The organism is Ferrovum sp. (assembly GCF_027317285.1).
Lineage (GTDB): Bacteria > Pseudomonadota > Gammaproteobacteria > Burkholderiales > Ferrovaceae > Ferrovum.
This window is the reverse complement of sequence record NZ_DAHVHV010000014.1, coordinates 22,479-41,682: the sequence shown is the minus strand read 5'-3', so window position 1 is coordinate 41,682 and position 19,204 is coordinate 22,479. Positions and strand designations below refer to the sequence as shown.

General features: G+C 57.8%; 23 protein-coding genes. 19 read left to right on the top strand and 4 right to left on the bottom strand.

The window, feature by feature from the left end:
- The 6 genes from fliD to M6F29_RS04985 all read left to right on the top strand — a co-directional run.
- Positions 1-959 (top strand): flagellar filament capping protein FliD (fliD, locus tag M6F29_RS05010; RefSeq protein ID WP_298157780.1); only part of this gene is annotated, 959 nt, incomplete at its 5' end.
- Between the two features lie 11 nt (positions 960-970).
- Positions 971-1,480: a flagellar export chaperone FliS gene (gene fliS, locus M6F29_RS05005; protein WP_297497006.1), complete on the top strand. Its 510-nt coding sequence runs from the start codon at positions 971-973 to the stop codon at positions 1,478-1,480.
- A gap of 18 nt (positions 1,481-1,498) precedes the next feature.
- On the top strand, positions 1,499-1,837 hold the full coding sequence (gene fliT / locus M6F29_RS05000) for a flagellar protein FliT (protein ID WP_298157779.1): 339 nt from the start codon (positions 1,499-1,501) through the stop codon (positions 1,835-1,837).
- 19 nt (positions 1,838-1,856) lie between these two features.
- Positions 1,857-3,008, top strand: a complete 1,152-nt coding sequence (locus M6F29_RS04995; protein WP_298157778.1) for a flagellar hook-length control protein FliK — start codon at positions 1,857-1,859, stop codon at positions 3,006-3,008.
- Positions 3,005-3,298, top strand: a complete 294-nt coding sequence (locus M6F29_RS04990) for an EscU/YscU/HrcU family type III secretion system export apparatus switch protein (RefSeq protein WP_298157777.1) — start codon at positions 3,005-3,007, stop codon at positions 3,296-3,298. Before M6F29_RS04995 ends, M6F29_RS04990 begins: the two co-directional genes overlap by 4 nt.
- Positions 3,295-4,044, top strand: a complete 750-nt coding sequence (locus M6F29_RS04985) for a flagellar brake protein (RefSeq protein ID WP_297497015.1) — start codon at positions 3,295-3,297, stop codon at positions 4,042-4,044. Before M6F29_RS04990 ends, M6F29_RS04985 begins: the two co-directional genes overlap by 4 nt.
- Here M6F29_RS04985 and fliE read toward each other — a convergent pair whose 3' ends face one another.
- On the bottom strand, positions 4,045-4,368 hold the full coding sequence (fliE, locus tag M6F29_RS04980; protein ID WP_297486459.1) for a flagellar hook-basal body complex protein FliE: 324 nt from the start codon (positions 4,366-4,368) through the stop codon (positions 4,045-4,047). It abuts the gene before it with no gap.
- Positions 4,369-4,526: 158 nt separating this feature from the next.
- Between fliE and fliF the strand changes: the two genes are divergently transcribed.
- Genes fliF through fliR form a run of 13 tightly spaced genes read left to right on the top strand, consistent with a single transcriptional unit; the run spans position 4,527 to position 15,596 of the window.
- Positions 4,527-6,266 (top strand): flagellar basal-body MS-ring/collar protein FliF, encoded by a 1,740-nt coding sequence (gene fliF / locus M6F29_RS04975; RefSeq protein WP_298157776.1) that lies wholly within the window; start codon positions 4,527-4,529, stop codon positions 6,264-6,266.
- Entirely contained in the window at positions 6,263-7,258 is a 996-nt protein-coding gene (fliG, locus tag M6F29_RS04970; protein ID WP_297497021.1) for a flagellar motor switch protein FliG, read from the top strand. The genes fliF and fliG overlap by 4 nt, the downstream gene beginning before the upstream one ends.
- Positions 7,242-7,946, top strand: a complete 705-nt coding sequence (locus tag M6F29_RS04965) for a flagellar assembly protein FliH (RefSeq protein WP_298157775.1) — start codon at positions 7,242-7,244, stop codon at positions 7,944-7,946. The genes fliG and M6F29_RS04965 overlap by 17 nt, the downstream gene beginning before the upstream one ends.
- Entirely contained in the window at positions 7,943-9,358 is a 1,416-nt protein-coding gene (gene fliI / locus M6F29_RS04960; RefSeq protein WP_297477844.1) for a flagellar protein export ATPase FliI, read from the top strand. The genes M6F29_RS04965 and fliI overlap by 4 nt, the downstream gene beginning before the upstream one ends.
- Positions 9,355-9,807, top strand: a complete 453-nt coding sequence (fliJ, locus tag M6F29_RS04955; RefSeq protein WP_297477843.1) for a flagellar export protein FliJ — start codon at positions 9,355-9,357, stop codon at positions 9,805-9,807. The genes fliI and fliJ overlap by 4 nt, the downstream gene beginning before the upstream one ends.
- A gap of 10 nt (positions 9,808-9,817) precedes the next feature.
- Positions 9,818-11,194, top strand: a complete 1,377-nt coding sequence (locus tag M6F29_RS04950; RefSeq protein ID WP_298157774.1) for a flagellar hook-length control protein FliK — start codon at positions 9,818-9,820, stop codon at positions 11,192-11,194.
- 30 nt (positions 11,195-11,224) lie between these two features.
- Positions 11,225-11,923 (top strand): flagellar basal body-associated protein FliL, encoded by a 699-nt coding sequence (fliL, locus tag M6F29_RS04945; RefSeq protein WP_298157773.1) that lies wholly within the window; start codon positions 11,225-11,227, stop codon positions 11,921-11,923.
- Positions 11,924-11,926: 3 nt separating this feature from the next.
- The gene (gene fliM, locus M6F29_RS04940; protein ID WP_298157772.1) at positions 11,927-12,937 is read left to right on the top strand and encodes a flagellar motor switch protein FliM; all 1,011 of its coding nucleotides are present in this window, start codon (positions 11,927-11,929) and stop codon (positions 12,935-12,937) included.
- On the top strand, positions 12,934-13,392 hold the full coding sequence (gene fliN / locus M6F29_RS12260; RefSeq protein WP_366525940.1) for a flagellar motor switch protein FliN: 459 nt from the start codon (positions 12,934-12,936) through the stop codon (positions 13,390-13,392). The genes fliM and fliN overlap by 4 nt, the downstream gene beginning before the upstream one ends.
- Positions 13,389-13,781, top strand: a complete 393-nt coding sequence (gene fliO, locus M6F29_RS04930) for a flagellar biosynthetic protein FliO (RefSeq protein ID WP_297477834.1) — start codon at positions 13,389-13,391, stop codon at positions 13,779-13,781. Before fliN ends, fliO begins: the two co-directional genes overlap by 4 nt.
- Before the next feature lie 29 nt (positions 13,782-13,810).
- Complete coding sequence (fliP, locus tag M6F29_RS04925) at positions 13,811-14,527, top strand: flagellar type III secretion system pore protein FliP (protein ID WP_366526035.1); 717 nt, start codon at positions 13,811-13,813, stop codon at positions 14,525-14,527.
- Positions 14,527-14,796 (top strand): flagellar biosynthesis protein FliQ, encoded by a 270-nt coding sequence (gene fliQ / locus M6F29_RS04920; protein WP_031595806.1) that lies wholly within the window; start codon positions 14,527-14,529, stop codon positions 14,794-14,796. The genes fliP and fliQ overlap by 1 nt, the downstream gene beginning before the upstream one ends.
- Positions 14,797-14,798: 2 nt before the next feature.
- Positions 14,799-15,596: a flagellar biosynthetic protein FliR gene (gene fliR / locus M6F29_RS04915; protein WP_298157770.1), complete on the top strand. Its 798-nt coding sequence runs from the start codon at positions 14,799-14,801 to the stop codon at positions 15,594-15,596.
- Between the two features lie 16 nt (positions 15,597-15,612).
- Here the strand turns inward: fliR and flgL are convergent, their stop codons facing one another.
- From flgL to M6F29_RS04900, 3 genes are read right to left on the bottom strand one after another with little or no spacing between them, the layout of a single operon-like run.
- A complete protein-coding gene (gene flgL, locus M6F29_RS04910) occupies positions 15,613-16,863 on the bottom strand; it encodes a flagellar hook-associated protein FlgL (RefSeq protein WP_298157769.1) in 1,251 nt (416 codons plus the stop codon).
- An 11-nt stretch (positions 16,864-16,874) separates the two neighbouring features.
- On the bottom strand, positions 16,875-18,785 hold the full coding sequence (flgK, locus tag M6F29_RS04905) for a flagellar hook-associated protein FlgK (RefSeq protein ID WP_298157768.1): 1,911 nt from the start codon (positions 18,783-18,785) through the stop codon (positions 16,875-16,877).
- The gene (locus M6F29_RS04900) at positions 18,778-19,203 is read right to left on the bottom strand and encodes a rod-binding protein (RefSeq protein ID WP_297497046.1); all 426 of its coding nucleotides are present in this window, start codon (positions 19,201-19,203) and stop codon (positions 18,778-18,780) included. Before M6F29_RS04900 ends, flgK begins: the two co-directional genes overlap by 8 nt.
- Position 19,204 lies beyond the last annotated feature (1 nt).

The following is a 19,204-nucleotide window of genomic DNA, read 5'->3' as shown; positions in this document are numbered from 1 at the left end:
CCCCCATCTCGGGCACCACATCGGTTTATTCAACCCTGGCAGAAATCGGCGTGACCTTTCAGCAAGACGGGTCCATGACGGTAAACAGCAATCAGTTGAATACGGCCATTGCCACGCAACCTTCGGACATCGCCAGTTTGTTTGGCACGGTGGGCAAGGCCACCGACAGTCTGGTGCAATTTTCGGGGTCCACGCCCAGTACCCAGCCCGGGACCTACGCCGTCAATGTTACCCAGGTGGCCACCCAGGGGCAATTGACCGGTTCGGCGGCGCCGAATCTGGCCATCACGGCGGGGTCCAACGACACGATCAATTTGAACTCGGTGGCGGTGACTCTTCCGGCTGGAACTTATAGCAGCGCCAGCGCCCTGGCCACTCAGTTACAGTCTTCCATCAATAGCAATTCGACTCTGTCTGCGGCCGGGGTATTCGTGGATGCCACCGTCAATGCCAGCGGCTATCTGAATCTGACCAGCAATGTCTATGGATCTGCCTCTTCCGTGGCGGTGACTGGCGGAAACGGAAGTTCCGGGCTATTGGGCAGTGCGCCGGTCCAGACCAACGGGCTGGATGTGGCGGGCAGTATCAATGGGGCGGCGGCGACGGGATCGGGCCAGTTGTTGACCTCCACGTCGGGGAACAGTTCGGGATTATCCCTGACCATCAATGGGGGCAGTGCGGGCAGTCGCGGGACGGTTTCATTCTCGCAGGGCTATGCGGTCAGTCTGAGCAACCTCGCAACTTCCTTGCTGGATCCCATCAGCGGACCGATTGCCGCCGAGATCAGTGGACTCAACAGCAGCATCAGCAATATCGGAAGCCAGATCACCAACTGGCAAAGCCGTTTGACCAGTATTCAACAGTCCTTGACCGCCCAATATACTGCCTTGAATGTCATGCTCGGCACCATGAGCCAAACCAGTAGTTATCTGTCCACCCAGTTGGCCCAACTTCGTTAGGAGAAATCAGCATGAGTATGTTGTCGAAACTCAATAAGTATGAAGAAGTGGGGATCGATTCCAGTGTCCATTCGGCAGATGCGCATAAACTCGTTCTGTTGCTCTATCAAGGCGCTCTGCTTTCCATTGCGGCGGCCCGCAATCATTTGTTGAACAATGAGATTGCCGCCAAAGGGAAATCCATTTCCCAGGCCATTTCCATCATCGAAGATGGGTTGATGGCCAGTTTGAACCTGTCGGTGGGGGGGGAACTGGTGCAAAATCTGAGCGCATTGTATGCCTATATGAGTGCTCGTCTGCTCGAAGCCAATCTGAGGAATGATGTGGCCCTGCTGGATGAGATATCCAAACTTCTGATCGAATTGCGGGGAGGCTGGGAAGCCATTCGTCCGGGCGAAAGCGGGACAGTCTCTCAATCCTCCCCTGCGGTTCGGGAGAATGTCGTGGCCCTGAATGTCCGGGGGAACGAAGGGGTGTCCCCGGGCGTGCGCCAGGCCCTGAATGCCTATCAACAAATCTAAAACAGGTATAATGCCCCCATGAGTCTCGCCTTCCCAGCCGCCATTCAGAACTATGAGGCCCTGTCTTCGTTGATGGGACTGATGCGCGAGGCTGCGGCCTCCGGTCAGTGGGACCAACTGGTGGCGCTGGAAAAGCAATGTCAGGAACGGGTGCAGATCATGCGTCAGGTCGATGCCCAGAGTGCGCTGGCTGAATCTTCTGCACGCGAGCGCAAAAAAACTCTGATCCTCAAGATCCTGGCGGACGATGCCAGTATTCGCCAGAATACCCAGCCGTGGATGGAAAAGTTGCAATGGGCCTTGCGCAATACGCGCCAGGAAAAAAAGGTGCGTCAAGCCTATACGCCTTCCCGTTGAGGGGGGATGAGTTGGAACCATGCTGCCCGCCGACCTCCTGAGCGCGCTGCAGGCCTATGCGCTGAACCGTGATCCGTTGCCTTCGGGAGCCCCTCCTGCGTCTTCTGCGCCATCGCCTTCGCTGGCCAGCACGTTGCAATTGGGGCAGCAGGTTCAGGGGACGGTTCTGGCGGAGATCTCGTCCGGTCTTTATACGGTGCGCGTGAACACGCAAGTGATCCAGTTGCCTTTGCCGATGCCTTTGCCGGCGGGTGCGGGCATCACCCTTCAGGTATTGACCTTGCAACCCCGCCTGACTTTTGGGGTGGTGAATGCTTCCTCGACGCCGGAGGCGGGAACCACCGCACAACTGGGAACCACCGCGCGCATGTTGTCCGACTTGATGCAGACACCACAGTCCCAGGTTCAAGGCCCCTTGTCCCGTGCCCCTCTGGTCGCATCTTCCGGGACTCTGGATCCCGTGGCATTGGCCCAGTCGCTTCAGCAGGCCCTGACCGCCAGTGGTTTGTTTTACGAATCCCATCAGGGACAATGGGTGAGTGGGCAACAAAGTACCGCGCAGTTGCGCGCCGAGCCCCAGAACCAGCCCCAGGCTATGCTTCTGTCGGGCCATTCCGGGCCGATGAGCGGAAATGGCGTTGCAGGAGCGGTCCCTTCCTCCGAACTTGCGGCAGGGACGCCAGCCTCTCGGCAGGCACTGGTCCAGCCCTTGCCGGGCAACGCCGGGTCGGTGAGCGGAACAGATACTGCGGGCGCGATCCTTTCCCCTGTGGTCGCGCCCGGGGTACCGGCGCACCTGCAGACGCTGGTCCAGCAACAGTTGGGCGTTCTGGAATCGGGGCGTGTGCTTTGGCAGGGAATGCTGACACCCCAACAGGCCCTGAAATGGCAGATCTGGCCGGAGTCTTCCTCTCACTCGGCGCAGGATCAGACGACCTCGACCTGGCACACGGAAGTGCATCTGGGGTTGCCGGTGCTGGGTGCCGTCACCGCCCATCTGACCCTGGACTCCCGAGGCGTGAAGGTGCGTTTGGGGACCCTCTCCGCTTCGACCCGTGCCACCTTGACACAACATGGGCCGGATCTGGTGGAATCCCTGCAGTCCCGTGGACTTGAGGTCACAAATTTATCCGTCGTGACCTCTGTCCCTCCGACGGAGGGAGAAGAGTGAGTACAAACCTACCGCAGATGGCCGTGGCTTTGGCCTATCTGGATCAAGACGGCAGCGCACCCAAGGTAGTGGCCAAGGGGAGAGGACTGCTGGCTCAAGCCATCATCGAAAAGGCTCGGGAGCATGGCGTCTTCGTACACGAGTCGGCAGAGTTGGTGGGTCTGCTCATGCAGGTGGAATTGGATCGTCATATTCCCCCCCAACTCTATTTGGCAGTTGCCGAATTGCTGGCTTGGTTGTATCGTCTGGAAGGTAAGCAATCCATTTACAGCGAGAACCCGTTGGTATGATCAATCCTGATGTTGCCCTGACCATAGAATCTTTTACGCCGGATGAGGAACACGCCTTTCGAATCGATGCGCCCATGGCCGTGCGCGGAATCCTGCGCGACATTGCCCGGCACGGAGAAAGGGTGGCTTTGTACTACGGAGCCCAGGCCGGGGGGGTGATCGTCACGGTCATTCTGGATTTGGAGGCGGGCGGATTCTGGCTCGATGCGACGCGCGATGCCGAGGTCAATCAGCGCATCGAGGCGAGTCCGGGAAAATTTTTTGTGAGCGCACACTTGCAGGCCAAGATCCAGTTTCCGGTGAAACAACTTGAACTGCAGCGACGAGACGATTCGAACCAATTTTATGTGCCCTTTCCCGAGTATCTGACCAGGCTTCAGCGAAGGGATTTTTTTCGGCTGTATCTTCCTCCGGGGTTGCTGAAATGTCAGGTGGAAGCGCAGGTTGGACAGGAACCTCTGCGTTTTGCCGTGCGCGATATCAGCGAAGGGGGGGTGGCTTTGTACAGTGAGAGAGCGGAGAATTCCCCGCTCAAACCGGGCGACCAGGTTCAGGACTGTCGTTTGATTCTTGAAGATGGCAGCGAGATCGTGTTTGATATTCAGGTGCGTCACTCTGCGCTGACACGCATGCCCTCCGGTGAGGAGTTGACCGTGTTCGGGTGTCGTTTCATCACCCTGTCCTCCCGCATGGCTATGCAATTGCAACGGTATATTACCCGTCGCCAGCGAGAACAACTGCCCTGATCAGACCTGCATGTTCATGATATCCGTATAAGCCGTGACGACCTTGTTGCGGATCTGGATGCCGGTTTGAAGGGTGATGGTGGCTTTTTGCAGAGCCATCATGGCGTCGCTCAGGCTGACGTCGGAACTTCCTGAGGTGAATTTCTGGGTCAGAGAGTCCGCCTGGGATTGGGATTGGGCGATCTGATCCACGGAATTTTTGAGCAGGGTGGCAAAATCCGGGGCGGTGGAGGGACCTGAACGGGTGGGCGAGCGTCCCCCCTGGGCCGTTGTGGCCGCCGCCTGCATCTGCGCCAACAGGCTGTCAACCGCCGAAACATTCATGATCTGGACTCCTCCATCCTCATGCCCAGAGTGTAGGTTTGTCTCCGTGGGTTTGATCGGTGAATTACCTCGAGGTTTCCGTTTCTGTTTGACGGACGGAGGGGATGGAAAGAACGCATAATGAAGGGGTTGACCACTCCGTATTTCTTTAGACCGCCATGGCTGAACTGGTAGAAAACGCGCCGCCTCCCTCGCTTCTCAATCAAGCGTGGGGGCGTTTGACGGCGGGCCAGAAAATGGGTCTGGGGGTGGCTCTCGCGGCCCTGGTGGCTTTGGTCACGGGCTTGTGGTTGTGGGGGGCGACGCCAGACTACCGGGTTCTCTACAGCAACCTCTCGGATCGGGACGGGGGGGCCATCATCGATTCACTGCAACAGATGAATGTGCCCTACAAGTTTGCCGAGGGCGGCGGGGTTTTGATGGTTCCGGCCGATCAGGTTCACGAAGTGAGGTTGCACCTGGCGGGTCAAGGCTTGCCCAAGGGTGGTACCGTTGGCTTCGAACTGATGGAGAACGAAAAATTCGGAACCAGCGAATTTCTGGAGCAGGTCAATTACAAGCGTGCCCTGGAAGGGGAGTTGGCCCGTTCGGTGCAAACACTTTCGGCGGTACAGGCGGCGCGCATACATCTGGCCATTCCCAAGCCTACGGTGTTCGTGCGCGAGCAGGAACTTCCGACGGCATCTGTCGTCCTGGCGTTATATCCGGGCAGGGTACTGGATCCCGGGCAGGTGAATGCCATCGTCCATCTGGTCTCCAGCAGTGTCCCCAAACTGACTCCGCACAATGTGACGGTGGTGGATCAAAGCGGCAATCTGTTGAGTGCTCCTCCTTCCGGAGAAAACTCGGCTCTGGATGCGGAGCAGTTGAAGTATGTGCATCAGATCGAACAGGACGATATCAAGCGTATCGAGGATATTCTGTCGCCACTGGTGGGGTTGGCCAACGTGCATGCTCAGGTGACTGCCGAGGTGGATTTTACCCAGTCGGAACAAACCACCGAGGCCTACAAACCCAATCAACCCCCCAATCAGGCAGCCGTGGTCAGCCAGCAAACCACGGAATCCAGCAGTGTCAATGCGCCTGTTGTGGGGGGGGTTCCCGGTGCCCTGACCAACCAGCCTCCCGTTCCGGCATCGGCGCCGCTGACGGCACCCAATGCCGCGCCCAATCCGGCCAATCCCGTGGCTGGGGCCAATCCCACGGCGCCCGGTGTGAAATTGGGCCAACCGCCTTCTGGACCGGCCAATGGGACAGCCGTTCAGAATTCTGAAAATACGCACAAGGAAATGACCACCAACTATGACGTCGATCGGACCATCAGCCATACCCGTCTGCCCGTGGGGATGGTCCGGCGTTTGTCCGTCGCGGTCATCCTCAACAATCATCGGGTCACGGACAGTGCCGGGAAAGTGAGTGTGCGGCCCTTCAGTGAGGCAGAAAAAAACCAGATGTCCCTGCTGATCAAGGATGCGGTGGGTTTCGATGCGAAACGTGGCGACGCGCTCAGTCTGCTCAATAGTCCCTTTGCCGACCAGAAGGAAAAAGAATCGGAAATTCCTCTCTGGAAACAGCCGGAAAGCGTGGCTCTGGCCAAGAACGCCTTGAAATACCTGGTGATCCTTGGGGTGGCGCTGTACCTGATGCTGGGAATCATCCGGCCAGCCCTGCGTAATTTCAACCAGGCGCTCAAGGCACCGGTGGCTCCAGTCGCGGATGTGCTCGAGCAGGGGAGAGAAGGAGAGGAGGCGCTGGAAGGTGCGGGGTATGGGGCCGATGGGCAGACGCTTTCCGATACTTCCCGCCATGAAGCCAGGTTGACCAAGGCGCGCGCGATTGCGGTTCAGGAACCGGCGATCGTGGCTTCGGTGCTCAGAGACTGGATGCACGGGGAATGAGCGACGAGGGCGTCGACAAATGTGCGGTTTTTCTCATGGCCTTGGGAGAGAGCGAGGCAGCTGAAGTTTTGAAGCAGTTGTCTCCCAAGGAGGTTCAGAAGATCAGTACAGCCATGGCTTCCATGAAGTCCTTGACCAGGGAACAGATCAGCACGGTGTTTGATGAATTCCACCAACTGGCAGGAGAAAAAACATCGGTGGGCAGTAATTCGTCCGACTACATCAAGAAAATGCTCAATCAGGCGCTGGGGGATGACAAGGCTGCCGGATTGATCGAGCGGATTTTGCATGGGGGGGATACCAGCGGGATCGAAAGCCTGAAATGGATGGATGCCATCAGCATTGCCGAGTTGATCAGCAATGAACATCCGCAGATCATTGCGACCATTCTGGCGCACCTCGAACCGGATCAGTGCGCGGGGGTCCTGAATGCGCTGACGGAGCGAACCCGGAATGACGTGATTCTGCGCATCGCTACGCTGGATGGTGTGCAACCCCTGGCCTTGCGTGAACTCAATGATGTACTGACCAAGTTGTTGATGGGGTCGGCGACCACGAAAAAGCGCATCAAGGGGGGAACCAAGGCGACGGCCGAAATTCTCAACTATGTGGGAGGAACGACGGAAGCCTCGGTGATTGAAGCGATGCGCGCCTATGATCCAGAATTGGCCCAGAAGATTCTCGATGAGATGTTCGTATTCGACAATATCATGGAGATCGATGATCGGGGCATCCAGTTGATTTTGCGTGAGATACAGTCCGAGTCGTTGATTGTGGCGCTCAAGGGCGCCAGTCCCGAGTTGCGTGAAAAAATCTTCAAGAACATGTCGCAGCGTGCGGCTGAAATGATGCGTGAGGATCTGGATGCCAAGGGACCGGTGCGGGTCAGCGACGTGGAAGCCGAGCAGAAGGAGATCATCAAGGTCATCCGGCGCATGGCCGATGAAGGGCAGATTGCCCTGGGAGGAAAGGGAGATGACGCTTTTGTCTGAATTTGGCGGAAAAGGCCGGACGCCCGTCGGCGTATTCACGCGTTGGGAATTGCCGAACTTTGATCCGGCGCATGCCGGGGGAAGCCCTTCGGCGCTCGCTTTATCTCCATCGTCCGCGACAGTCGCATCCCCGCTGGCTTTGCCCACGGCTGCAGAAATTGAACGCATTCACCAGCAAGCCGAACAGGAAGGGCATCGCCAGGGCTACCAGACCGGTTATGAAGAGGGGTACGCGGAGGGCCGAAACAGAGTGAACGAGGTGGTTTCCCATCTGACTGCCACGCTGGACTCGTTGACGAAACAACGACAGGAGGTGGATCACCGGGTGGTGGAAGATCTTCTGGCATTGTCCCTCGAGGTGGCGCGCCAGATGGTTCGTCAGGCGCTGCAAGTGCGCCCCGAACTGGTTTTGCCGGTGATTCGGGAAGCCTTGCAGATGTTGCCTCATTTCAACCAGGCCGCCCACCTCACCTTGAACCCGGCCGACGCGGTCCTGGTCCGGGAGAGTTTGGGCGAGCATCTGTCCCATAGCGGATGGAAGATTCTGGAAGATGCCACCTTGGAACGGGGAGGATGCCGGCTGGATACGGCCCACAGTCAGATCGATGCTTCGTTGACGCACCGCTGGCAGGGTGTGGTGGCCACCCTGGGTCTGGGATCCGATTGGTTGGAAGGAAACGGATCATGACGATGTCTTTTTCCGATCGAAGCGAAGGCTGGCGTGAAAGTTTGGCGGCTGCCCGTGATGCCGTGACCCTGGCCAACCCTTTGCAGGTGAGCGGACAGTTGGTCAAGGCAACGGGACTGGTGATGGAAGCGGTGGGGTTGCGCCTGCCGGTGGGGAGCACCTGCATGATCGAATTGCCCCATCACCGGATCGAAGCGGAAGTGGTGGGGTTTTCGGGAGAGCGCCTGTTTCTCATGCCGGAAAATGAAGTCCATGGTTTGATTCCCGGAGCGCGCGTCGTTCCGGCAGAAATTCCGCCCACGTTTACCCCGTTGGGTAAACGCCTCCCTCCCCGTCGTCGTCTCAGTGACCGGGTGCGTCACCTGCCCGTCGGGGAAAGATTGTTGGGGCGTGTGGTGGATGGGGCCGGGCGTCCGTTGGACGCATTGGGTCCTCTGGGGGAGGGAGAGGCTGCTCCGCTGCAAAGCCGTCCCATCAACCCTCTGGATCGAACGCCCATCAGCACCCCTCTGGATGTGGGGGTGCGCGCCATTAATGCGTTGTTGACCGTTGGCCGGGGTCAGCGCATGGGGTTGTTTGCGGGCAGCGGCGTCGGCAAGAGCGTTTTGTTGGGCATGATGGCCCGTTTTACCGAGGCTGAAGTGATCGTGGTGGGTCTGATCGGGGAACGGGGGCGCGAGGTGCGCGAGTTCATCGATGATATTCTGGGTGAGGAGGGGATGGCACGGGCCGTGGTTGTGGCGGCCCCGGCAGATACCAGTCCGCTCCTGCGGCTGCAGGGAGCCGCCTATGCCACCACCATCGCGGAATACTTTCGTGATCAGGGACAGAATGTTCTTCTCATCATGGATTCACTGACGCGCTATGCCATGGCCCAGCGCGAGATCGCCCTGGCGATTGGAGAGCCGCCGGCTACCAAGGGTTATCCTCCCTCGGTCTTTGCCCGCCTGCCCAAGTTGGTGGAACGCGCAGGGAATGGAGTCGAAGGGGGCGGATCGATCACTGCCTTTTATACTGTTCTCACCGAAGGGGATGACCAACAGGACCCGATCGCGGACAGTGCGCGCGCCATTCTTGACGGGCATATCGTGTTGTCGCGCCGTCTGGCGGAACAGGGCCATTATCCGGCCATCGACGTGGAGGCTTCCATCAGTCGGGCGATGAATCAACTGGTTCCTGCGCGGCAGATGACGCAGGTGCAGCGTTTCAAGCAACTGTATGCGCACTTCCAGCGCAACCGCGATCTGGTCAGTGTGGGGGCTTACGTTCCGGGTTCGGATCCCTTGCTGGATGAAGCCATACAGAGGTATCCTGACATGGAGCATTATCTGGTACAAGGGATTCAGGAGCAGGCAAGCCTGGAGTCTGGGAATGAGCAATTTCTTAACCTGTTTGGGAGCGTTGCGCCGTGACACGTCCTTTCCCATTGGAAACCCTGAAGACGCTCTCCAGGACACGGAGCGATCAGGCGAGCCGGAAGTTGGGTCAGGTCAACCGCCGCCACCACGAAGAACAAAAAAAACTGGATATGTTGATCCGGTTTCGCGCAGACTACGAAGGACGTTACCAAGCGGTGATGCGGGCGGGCGGTGCTTTTGAAACCTTGATGAATTTCCAGCATTTTCTGGAGCGACTGGATGAGGCGGTCCGGCAGCAGCGGGCCGTGGTGGCACAAGTGGGTGGCGAAGTGAGTCAGGGGCAGGTAATGGTTCAGGAGGCACATCGTCAGGTGCGCTCCATGGAGGTGTTATCCGAACGTCATTGCGCCAGAGAACAGGAACGGACGAACCGAAGCGAACAAAAAGCCCTGGACGAGCAGGTGGGGCAGAGGATCGCGCATTTGTTATCGGAAGCCAAGTGAAAGGAGTGTCATGATGCAACCCGTACCTGCGGTTCGTAGCACGCCAGTTTCCGGAGCCAACAGAACTGCCCGTTCCACGGACCAATCGCCCGGAGGAGAAAGTTTTACGGCGCTCTTGTCCCAGCATCTGTCGGACAGTGGCGCCTCGGCTCAACGCCCGCAAAGCGTGTCGGCCACCCCTGTCCCGGTTCATGGTTCAAAGGCAAATCCTCCCCAGGCCTCCGAGGGCCGTCCCCCTTCCGCGCAGGGTTCGCGGTCAGAGGCCCCCGCCCGTTCCGGGGTCACCAGAAGTCAGCAATCAACTGCTCAAACAGGTTCTGCGCCTCCTCCTGTGGAAAAGAAGCCATCCCATCAGGCTCAAACGCCGGTCACTGTTCCGCCTTCTCTGGTCGGTGGCACCGTCGCGGCCGGGATGACCGCTACCACAGCGGCTGCAAACCCGGGAACGAACGTTTCTACCAATGGAACGGTAGCCGGGTCGAATATTTCCACGGCCAGCGGAACGGCACCTGCTCAACCGGCCCCCAAAAAGCCTCTTCAGAGTGCTTTGGCAGGGCAATTGGGCGTGGCGGCATCGATGCCCTCCCATGTATGGATGCCGCCCGCGAAACCGGAACAAGCGCCCGCGGCACCCTCAGGGACTGCCATTGAGGGAGCCTTGTCATCGCCCTCGGAGGGCGGTGGTGCAGGGCCGCAAGGTTCGGTGGTGCAGAAGAACGCGGAAGCGACGTCCCCGACTTCCGGAAACGAGGCGAATTTTTCGCTTTCGGTGGGAGGAGGAAACGGGGCTTTTATTTCATCCGCCAACCCGGGGACTTCTGGTGGGCCCGGGGGCACCGATTCTTCGGCGGTTTCCTTGTCCTCACCCTCTGCGCACACGGCACCGGGGCATTCTGAACTCAATGCCCTCCTGATGTCCTCGGGCGGTACCTCCATTGGCGCAGAGACGCCCTCTTCAAGTGTGATGGTTCCTGTGGGGCAAGCGGGTTGGGGGCAGGAATTTTCTCAAAAGGTGACCTGGATGGTCGGGCAGTCCCAGCAAAGCGCCGAGTTGCATCTCAATCCCCCGGATCTGGGGCCTCTGAGCGTCGTGGTGCAAGTGTCAGGGGCACAGGCTGATGCTTTCTTCAGTTCGCCTCACGCGGCTGTGCGCGAGGCCATTCAATATGCACTGCCTCATTTGCGTGAGATGTTGGCCGGGAGCGGGTTGTCGCTCGGTCAGGCAACCGTGAGCGACCAGGGGGCACGGGGTTCTCCCTCACAGCGGCAGATGGCGCGAGAAAATTTCTCTGCCACGAAGCGCACGCTTGAGGTATCCTCTGTGCCCACGGGCGTAGGGGGCAGAGCGATCCGGCAAGGCGTTGGGTTGGTCGATACCTTTGCGTGACAGGGACCTTATTTGGGGACGAGTGACGAGATGTCAACGAAAAAAGATGACAAAAAAGCATCCGCTGAGGGAGAGGAAGTTCCTCGCAAGTCCAAGAAAATTCTGATCCTCATCCTCGTGGCTGTGGTGGTGCTGGCAGCCGGCGGTGGTGCCGCCTGGTTTTTTCTGGTCAAGAACAAATCCCATGCGGAGGAAAACAAGAAAAAACCGTCCGAATCCACGGCGCCTGCCTTATTCGTTCCTCTGGATCGATTCACGGTCAATCTGGTCCAGGAGCAGGGAGATCAGGTGATGCAATTGGGAGTTACCTTAAAGACCTACGATCCGGAACTGGAAGAAAAAATCAAGAAAGAAATGCCGGAGATCCGCAGTCGCCTGCTGGAATTGCTTTCCAGTAAACGGGCTTCGGAATTGCAAACCCTGCAGGGCAAGAAACGGCTGGCCGCAGAAATTCTCTATCTGACCAACAAGATTCTGGGATTCAAGAAAACCCCTCCACCCGACCTTGCCCCGTCTGCGGCTCCCGTGGCACAGGCCCCTGTTACCCCTCCTGCCTTGGGGAATTCAGGAGGGTTGGCTGCGGCTTTGCAACAGGCCGATGCCAAAGCCGTGGTCACCGCGCCTCCCAAGCCGGTATCGGTCAGGGATTTCTTGCCCGAGCCCGACGAGGATGGGGGGAGCCGGGATGGCGTGGTGGACGTTTTGTTCACGGATTTCATCATCCAGTAGACCATGAACAGCGATTTTCTTTCTCAGGAGGAAGTCGATTCCCTGTTACGCGGTGTAACGGGTGAGGGGGTGGAGGAGCCTGCCGAGGCAAAGGAGGAATCTCATGAAGAGGCACGCCTCTACAATCTGGGAAAGCAGGAACGTATCGTGCGTGGGCGCATGCCTACCATGGAGATCATCAATGAACGTTTTACGCGTTTGTTCAGAATCGAATTGTTCAATCTGGTACGGCGTGCGGCGGATGTTTCCGTAGGGCAATTGCGCGTCCTCAAGTTCAGTGAATTCATTCGTAACCTGCAGGTCCCCGCCAATATCAACCTGGTTCAAGCCAAGCCGTTGCGGGGAAATGCCCTCTTCGTCTTTGATCCCAATCTGATTTTTCTGGTGGTGGACAATCTGTTCGGGGGGGACGGACGATTTCATACGCGCGTCGAAGGACGGGAATTTACCCAGACTGAACACCGCATCATCCAGAAGATGCTGGAGGCTTTGTTCCTGGCTTACGGCAAGTCCTGGGACGGGATTTATCCGCTGGAATTCCAGTTCGTTCGTTCCGAGATGAATCCCCAGTTTGCCAACATCGCGACTCCCAATGAAGTGGTGGTTGCGACCACTTTCGATGTGGAATTCGGGGGCGGTGGTGGGGGAGGGGTCCATATCTGTTTGCCTTATTCCATGATCGAACCCATTCGGGAACTGCTCTACAGTTCCATGCAGGGAGATCACCTGTCCCTGGATCGGCGATGGATGCAACTGCTTTCGCTTCAGGTGCAATCCGCCATGATCGAGTTGGTTGCGGAATTGGCAGAGGCGCGCGTTACCGTGGAGCAACTTCTGAACCTCAGACCTGGCGATGTGATTCCGCTCGAAATGAATGAACTGGTACAGGGGAAGGTGGACAATGTGCCCGTCATGGAGTGCCACTACGGCGTTTTCAACAACCAGTATGCCTTGAAAGTCGAGCGTCTTTTGTCTGCTTCGGAGGGGCTCAACGGAGAAGGAATGAAACGATGAATGAAGAAGATCAGGAAATCAGTGCGGACGATTGGGGTGCGGCCATGGCGGAGCAGGCGGCGTCCAGCGGGGCAGGCAGCTCTTCGCTGACGGGGTCCCCCGGTGGGGCCGGAGAGCAGCACTTTTCTTCGCCGCCGCACACGGAACCCCATGTCTTTCAGACTTTTGGGCAGGAGCCGCCGGTGTCCGGGCACCAGGATCTGGAAATGATCATGGACATCCCGGTCAATATCACCGTGGAGTTGGGGCGCACCAAGATGCCCATCAAAAACCTGTTGCAATTGGCTCAGGGATCTGTGGTGGAATTGAATGGGATGGCGGGCGAGCCTCTGGATGTTCTGGTGAACGGGTTTTTGATTGCCCAGGGGGAGGTGGTGGTGGTCAACGAAAAATTTGGCATTCGTCTGACGGACATCATTACGCCTTCGGAACGTATGCGTCGTTTGAACCGATGAAATTTCCTGTTTTTGTGATGGGGCTGTGGGTCGTGGGACCGGAACTGGTTTGGGCCCTGGAATCCGGGAGTGGACATGCCACTTACGCGCCTCCGACCGTGTTGACCTGGACGACCGGGGTACAGATCGTTCTGAGTTTGGGGTTGGTATTGGCTCTGATGGCGGGAGTGGCCTGGGCATTGAAAAAGTTTCAGTGGTCATCATCGTCCGCAGGTGGCGGCAGGCAGCCCCTGCGCATCGTCAGTTCCCTGGCCGTGGGTCAGCGCGAACGGGTGGTGGTGGTGGAAGTCCAGGATACATGGGTGGTGGTGGGCGTCGCACCGGGTCAGGTCCGGTCCCTGCACATATTGCCCAAGCCAGGGCGAAAGGATGGGGAGTTGGAGGGTTGAGAAATTCGGTGAATTGGGGTCTGGGGCTCTTGCTGGGCGGGTGTGTCGGGTGTGCGTGGGGGGCGCCTCTCCCGGGCGTCGGGGTGATCAGTACCCCCGGAGCAGGCGGGGTGCAAACCTACTCTTTCAGCCTGCAAACCCTGATCCTGCTCACTTCCCTCAGTTTTCTGCCAGCCTTGCTGCTGATGATGACCGGGTTTACACGCATCATCATCGTACTTTCGTTGATGCGTTCGGCGCTTGGAACCCAGACCTCTCCGCCCAACCAGGTCCTGATCGGGTTGGCCCTGTTTCTGACCTTTTTTGTCATGACTCCGGTTTACGATAAGGTGTACACCACAGCCTGGGCCCCTTACAGCGAGGAAAAAATCTCTCTCCAGGAAGCGGTGGATCGGGGGAGTATTCCCCTCAAGACATTCATGCTCCATCAGACCCGTGAAAGTGACCTGGCTCTGTTCGTCAAGATTTCCAGCAGCGCGGCGTTACAGACCCCGGATCAGGTTCCCTTCAAGGTGTTGGTTCCGGCCTTTGTGACGAGCGAGTTGAAAACCGCTTTTCAGATCGGATTCGTTATCTTCATTCCATTCCTGATCATCGACATGGTCGTGGCCAGCGTGCTGATGTCCATGGGAATGATGATGGTTTCCCCTTCGGTGATCTCACTGCCTTTCAAGTTGATGCTGTTCGTTCTGGCGGATGGCTGGAACCTGCTCATCGGTTCCCTGGTTCAGAGTTTCAATCCATGATGACGCCTGAAAGTGTCATGACGCTGGGTCAGCAGGCACTGACCCTGGCGGTGGTCGTATCGGCCCCCATCCTGCTGGTGGCGCTGGGTATCGGATTGATCATCAGCATCTTTCAGGCGGCGACCCAGATCAATGAAATGACCCTGTCCTTCATTCCGAAAATGCTGGGTCTGGTATTGGTGCTGGTCATTCTCGGACCCTGGATGATCAGTTTGATGGTGGACTACATTCACCGTCTTTATGAAGGAATCCCCGCCATGGTGGGTTGATCATGGACCTGTTGACGGTCACCTCCACGCAGTGGGATGCCTGGATCGCACAGTTTTTTCTCCCTCTGGCACGAATTTTGTCCGTATTGGCCACGGCGCCCGTGCTGGGACAATCGCCCGCGCCGGCACAGGTTCGGATTGGTCTTGGCCTGGCCCTGACCCTGGTCATTGCGCCCGCCCTTCCGCCCGCCCATTCCTCCGTGAGTCTGGTTTCGCCCGAAGGTGTGGTACTTCTGCTGGAGCAGGTAGGGATTGGTCTCATCCTGGGTTTTTGCCTGAACGTCGTTTTTTCGGCAGTGACCATGGCCGGAGACATGATGGGACTGCAAATGGGGCTGGGCTTCGCCAGTTTTTATGACCCTACTCATGCGACTTTCCGACCCTTGGTCGGACAGTTCTTGACGATTCTTTTTACGCTGATTTTTCTTTCCATGGACGGACATTTGCTGGTCATCGATGCATTGGCCGACAGTTTTCGGCAAATCCCCCTGGATCCTTCCTTGCAATTCGATTCTCAGGGGTGGCAAACCGGGCTGGTCTGGGCGGGGTCGCTGTTCGTGGATGCGTTGCGCCTGTCCTTGCCTGTACTGGCGGCTTTGCTGGTCACCAATCTGGGGCTGGGCGTATTGACGCGCGCAGCTCCCCAGTTGAATCTTTTTGCAGTGGGCTTTCCGTTGACCCTGGCGGTGGGGTTCATCGTGCTGGACTTCTCATTGCCTGTCCTGCCGGTTCTGGCGGAACGGATGATTCGTGCCGGTATCGAGATGGGGCTGCGAATGACCGCCGGGCTGCTGCATTGACTTTGGGAAAATTCGATCAGCGCAGATAGTTGAACAGGGACAGACTGGAGATGGAAGTGAAGGACTGCATGGCAGCCTGCAAACTGAGTTTTTCCTGAGACAGGAGACTGAGGGCCGAAGTGTAATTGGTGTCCTGTATCTGGGATATGGTCGATTGATACTGAATGTTCAGACTGTTTTCTGTCGCCGTCAGGTTGGTCAGCGTGCTGAGGTTGGTCCCCAGGGTGACATTGCCGGTCAGGATGGCATTGAGTCCCTGGTTCAGATTTCCTTCGGCGGTCTGGAGTTGCTGGGTGAAATTGCTGGCCGCTGTGGCGTTTCCCGCAGGTAGGGGCGTGTTGAGCAGATTGATGAGGTTTTGTATGGTCTGAAAAATGGGGACATGGGTGCTCGGAGCGATGTTGAAACTGTCTCCGTTGGCCGGTTGACCCTGGATGTTGAACTGGATGCCGTTGAAACTGATGGTTTGACCGCTGGTGTAGGGTTGGTTGGGCGATGGAAGGCTGCCGGAAGACAGGGGTGCGCCACTGGCGTCTGTGCCGGATACCGTGTAGGTCGTGACCCCGCCGGTGATGCTGAAAGTCAGTGTGTAATGGTTGCCCTGCTGGGTGGGAGTAGGCGGTGGGGAGGCCAGGCCGCCCTGACTGATGGCGCCAGAACCCGCATTGCTGGAAGAGTTGCTGGTGACGAAGTATCCATTCCCATTGGGAATGTTCATGAACAGGTCGGCTCCGTTGACGTTGGTGGGCATGCTGCGCCCATTGGACACCTGCATCTGTTGCTGTCCACTGTTGCCCTGATATTGTACCCCGCTCGAGGTGACGACAAAGGGCTTGGTGGATCCCTTGGTGCCTGAAAATAGATAGTTTCCCGTTCCATCCTGACTGTTGGCCAGTCCGATCAGTTGGGTGAGTTGCTGCTGGAGGGTGGTGGCCAGGGTCTGTCGGTTGGAATCGTTGAGGGATGCATTATTGGCTGAGATGGCGGTGGACTGGACGTTTTGTACCAGGGTGGTGATGCTCTGCAGGACGCTGGAGGCCATGGACATCTGGCTCTGGGCAGCGGTGATATTGTTCTGATATTGGGTATTCATGCCGGCAGCCTGTGTCAGATCGATGACCTGGGCGGCGCCGGCGGGATTGTCTGCCGGGGTGTTGATCCGTTTTCCAGAAGACAGTTGCAACTGGGTATTGAGCAGGGCCGACTGCTGCTGGTTCATGGTCTGGATGCTGGTATCGTAATAGGTGTTGGTACTGATGCGGACCATGGCGTCCTCCTTTAGTTGAGCATGCCGAGGACGGTGGAAAACATGGTGTTGGACACTTGGATGGCTTTTCCGGCGGCCTGATAGGCTTGCTGAAATTGAATCAGGTTGGCTGCTTCCTCGTTCAGGTTGACCCCCGAGATGGATTGTTGGCTCTGGGTCGTCTGGCTGACCAGGTTGGCTTGGGCGGTGGACTGGACTTGCAGTTGACTGGTCTGCGTCCCGACCTGACTGACCAACTGGGCGTAGGCCCCTGAAAAACTGGTGGTTCCGCCCAGCAAGGTGTTCTGGGCTTGCAGCGCGCCCAGGGCCACGGCATTGTTGCCGTCCGTGCTCGCACCGGTGTTGGCGCTGATGGTGAAAACGTCATTGGTCTGCGGCGTTCCGTTCAGGGTGGTGCTCCATCCGTTGTAACTGATCGTTCCACCGGGGTTATAGGGGACACCACTGGCGAGTGTCGTTCCCATGGTGCTGTCTGCGACGGTGTAGGTTGTGGGACTGGTGAAGGTGAGGGTGACCGTGTCCTGCAGATTCGGGTTGAGGGGGAGACCCGAGGTGACGGCAGGTGCGGACAAACTCCCGGTTCCGATGTTGCTCGCGGAGGCATTGCCCTGAACGGGAATGGCGGCAGCAATTTTTGTGGGATCGGTGAGTGTGACCCTCAAATTCTGGGCCCCGTTGATGGTGGGTTCGATCAGATAACTGTTTCCCGCATTGGGCGTGGCTGAGACGTTCAGGGAAATTCCGTCGACGCTCATGGGCATCGTGCTGCTGGTGGTGGTCGTTTGGTCGGACAGTCGCGTCAGGGTGTACTGGCTCCCGTTATAGGACAGGGTGTAATTGCTCCCCGTCAATGCACTGGCCTGGGTGATGGTCGCGCTGACCGTGGCGCTCCCTGTATTGGCCTGGTTGGCGATGACCACCGGCGAAGCAATGTGGAAAAGCGGGGTGCCCAGGGCGCCGTTGAGATCCTGACCCTGAAGTTGCTGGGTATTGATGGCCATGCCCAGACCGGTGGCGATCAATCCCAACTGGCTCTGGGTCGGAACCAGACTCTGATTCTGAAAAGCCATCAACCCGCCCAGATTCCCCCCCTGAATGCTGCTGGAGGGGAGGCGTAGGGTAGCGCCGCTGGGGGTGACATAGGCGATATCGAGTTGGGCGGGGTTGGACTGGGCTGGGACGGCATTCAGCGTCATGGCCTGGTTGCCGACGACCAGGGGTTGTCCGTTGCCGATATACACGGTATCCGATCCGTTGGATTGCTTGAGTACCGTGGCGTTGATCTCCTTGCTCAGTTGACTGATCAACTGGTTCCGCTGGTCGAGCAGGGAATTGGGTTGCTGGGATGTGTTGCTGGCCGAGGATGTGAGGATGCTCTGATTCAGGGCCGCAATTTGTTTGGCATAGGCATTGATGTTTGCGACGCTGGAAGTGATCTGCTGGTTGGTGCTGGTGGCCAATCCGGTCAGGACCTGATTCAGGGTTTGAAAAGTGCCGGTCAGGGATTGGGCGTTGCTGATCAACCCCTGGCGTGCCGCAATGGAGGCAGGTGCATTCGCGACCCCATTGATGGCGCTGAAAAAATTTTGCAGCGCAGGAGACAATCCGGCCGCAGGATCGGCAATGATGTTGTTGATTTGCTGGATCTGGTTGTAATAGGTCGACAACTGACTGGAAGCGGATTGTTGTTGCTGCAACTGGGTATTGATGAAACTGCTGTAGATGCGCTGAACGGTGGTGACATTGACCCCCTGACCAATAAAACCGTTGGCCGTGCCCAGCGAAGGCAGGGCGGCCTGGATGGTTTGCTCACGGCTATACCCGGGCGTGGAGGCATTGGCAATATTGTTGCCGGTGGTGAGCAAACCGGCCTGGGCAGCGTTCAATGCGCTGATCCCGATGCTGGTCATCATGTCAGTCATGGTGGACTCCCGGGGGTTTGAGGGGGATCCCTTTCCTCACCAGATTATCGGCCGTGGGGACGATAACTTTAGAAAGCGGGGAAGAAGGGTGTGTCACGGAGGAATGAGGGGACAACTGTTTGACGATCAGGTCTGCCAATCCCAACCCATGGCCCTTGGAGACATTCTGTGCCAACTGTTTGTCCAGCAGTTCCGTGAACATCTTGGTTTGTTGACTGTCCCCCAGGCCATCCTGGGGGACAGTGGCGCGCATGGATTTCATCATCATGTTCATGAATACGGTCTCGAACTGTTTCGCGACCTGCGGGAGCGATTGGTTCGGATCCTGGTGCGCTTTCAAACGCAGTCCCCCCAATGCCTGGCTGTCAAAGGCCAAACGGGCGTTGGGGTCGACGGAGAGAGGAAGGTCGTGGGCCATG

What these genes read in the sequence shown, in the direction of transcription:
- M6F29_RS04965 (WP_298157775.1), top strand. Translation starts at nt 7,242, where the DNA reads ATGACGCTTTTGTCTGAATTTGGCGGAAAAGGCCGGACGCCCGTCGGC.
- fliQ (WP_031595806.1), top strand. Translation starts at nt 14,527, where the DNA reads ATGACGCCTGAAAGTGTCATGACGCTGGGTCAGCAGGCACTGACCCTG.
- fliO (WP_297477834.1), top strand. Translation starts at nt 13,389, where the DNA reads ATGAAATTTCCTGTTTTTGTGATGGGGCTGTGGGTCGTGGGACCGGAA.
- fliM (WP_298157772.1), top strand. Translation starts at nt 11,927, where the DNA reads ATGAACAGCGATTTTCTTTCTCAGGAGGAAGTCGATTCCCTGTTACGC.
- fliT (WP_298157779.1), top strand. Translation starts at nt 1,499, where the DNA reads ATGAGTCTCGCCTTCCCAGCCGCCATTCAGAACTATGAGGCCCTGTCT.
- fliL (WP_298157773.1), top strand. Translation starts at nt 11,225, where the DNA reads ATGTCAACGAAAAAAGATGACAAAAAAGCATCCGCTGAGGGAGAGGAA.
- fliS (WP_297497006.1), top strand. Translation starts at nt 971, where the DNA reads ATGAGTATGTTGTCGAAACTCAATAAGTATGAAGAAGTGGGGATCGAT.
- M6F29_RS04950 (WP_298157774.1), top strand. Translation starts at nt 9,818, where the DNA reads ATGATGCAACCCGTACCTGCGGTTCGTAGCACGCCAGTTTCCGGAGCC.
- flgL (WP_298157769.1), bottom strand. Translation starts at nt 16,863, where the DNA reads ATGGTCCGCATCAGTACCAACACCTATTACGATACCAGCATCCAGACC.
- flgK (WP_298157768.1), bottom strand. Translation starts at nt 18,785, where the DNA reads ATGACTGACATGATGACCAGCATCGGGATCAGCGCATTGAACGCTGCC.
- fliI (WP_297477844.1), top strand. Translation starts at nt 7,943, where the DNA reads ATGACGATGTCTTTTTCCGATCGAAGCGAAGGCTGGCGTGAAAGTTTG.
- fliG (WP_297497021.1), top strand. Translation starts at nt 6,263, where the DNA reads ATGAGCGACGAGGGCGTCGACAAATGTGCGGTTTTTCTCATGGCCTTG.
- fliF (WP_298157776.1), top strand. Translation starts at nt 4,527, where the DNA reads ATGGCTGAACTGGTAGAAAACGCGCCGCCTCCCTCGCTTCTCAATCAA.
- M6F29_RS04995 (WP_298157778.1), top strand. Translation starts at nt 1,857, where the DNA reads ATGCTGCCCGCCGACCTCCTGAGCGCGCTGCAGGCCTATGCGCTGAAC.
- M6F29_RS04985 (WP_297497015.1), top strand. Translation starts at nt 3,295, where the DNA reads ATGATCAATCCTGATGTTGCCCTGACCATAGAATCTTTTACGCCGGAT.
- fliE (WP_297486459.1), bottom strand. Translation starts at nt 4,368, where the DNA reads ATGAATGTTTCGGCGGTTGACAGCCTGTTGGCGCAGATGCAGGCGGCG.
- M6F29_RS04900 (WP_297497046.1), bottom strand. Translation starts at nt 19,203, where the DNA reads ATGGCCCACGACCTTCCTCTCTCCGTCGACCCCAACGCCCGTTTGGCC.
- fliN (WP_366525940.1), top strand. Translation starts at nt 12,934, where the DNA reads ATGAATGAAGAAGATCAGGAAATCAGTGCGGACGATTGGGGTGCGGCC.
- fliR (WP_298157770.1), top strand. Translation starts at nt 14,799, where the DNA reads ATGGACCTGTTGACGGTCACCTCCACGCAGTGGGATGCCTGGATCGCA.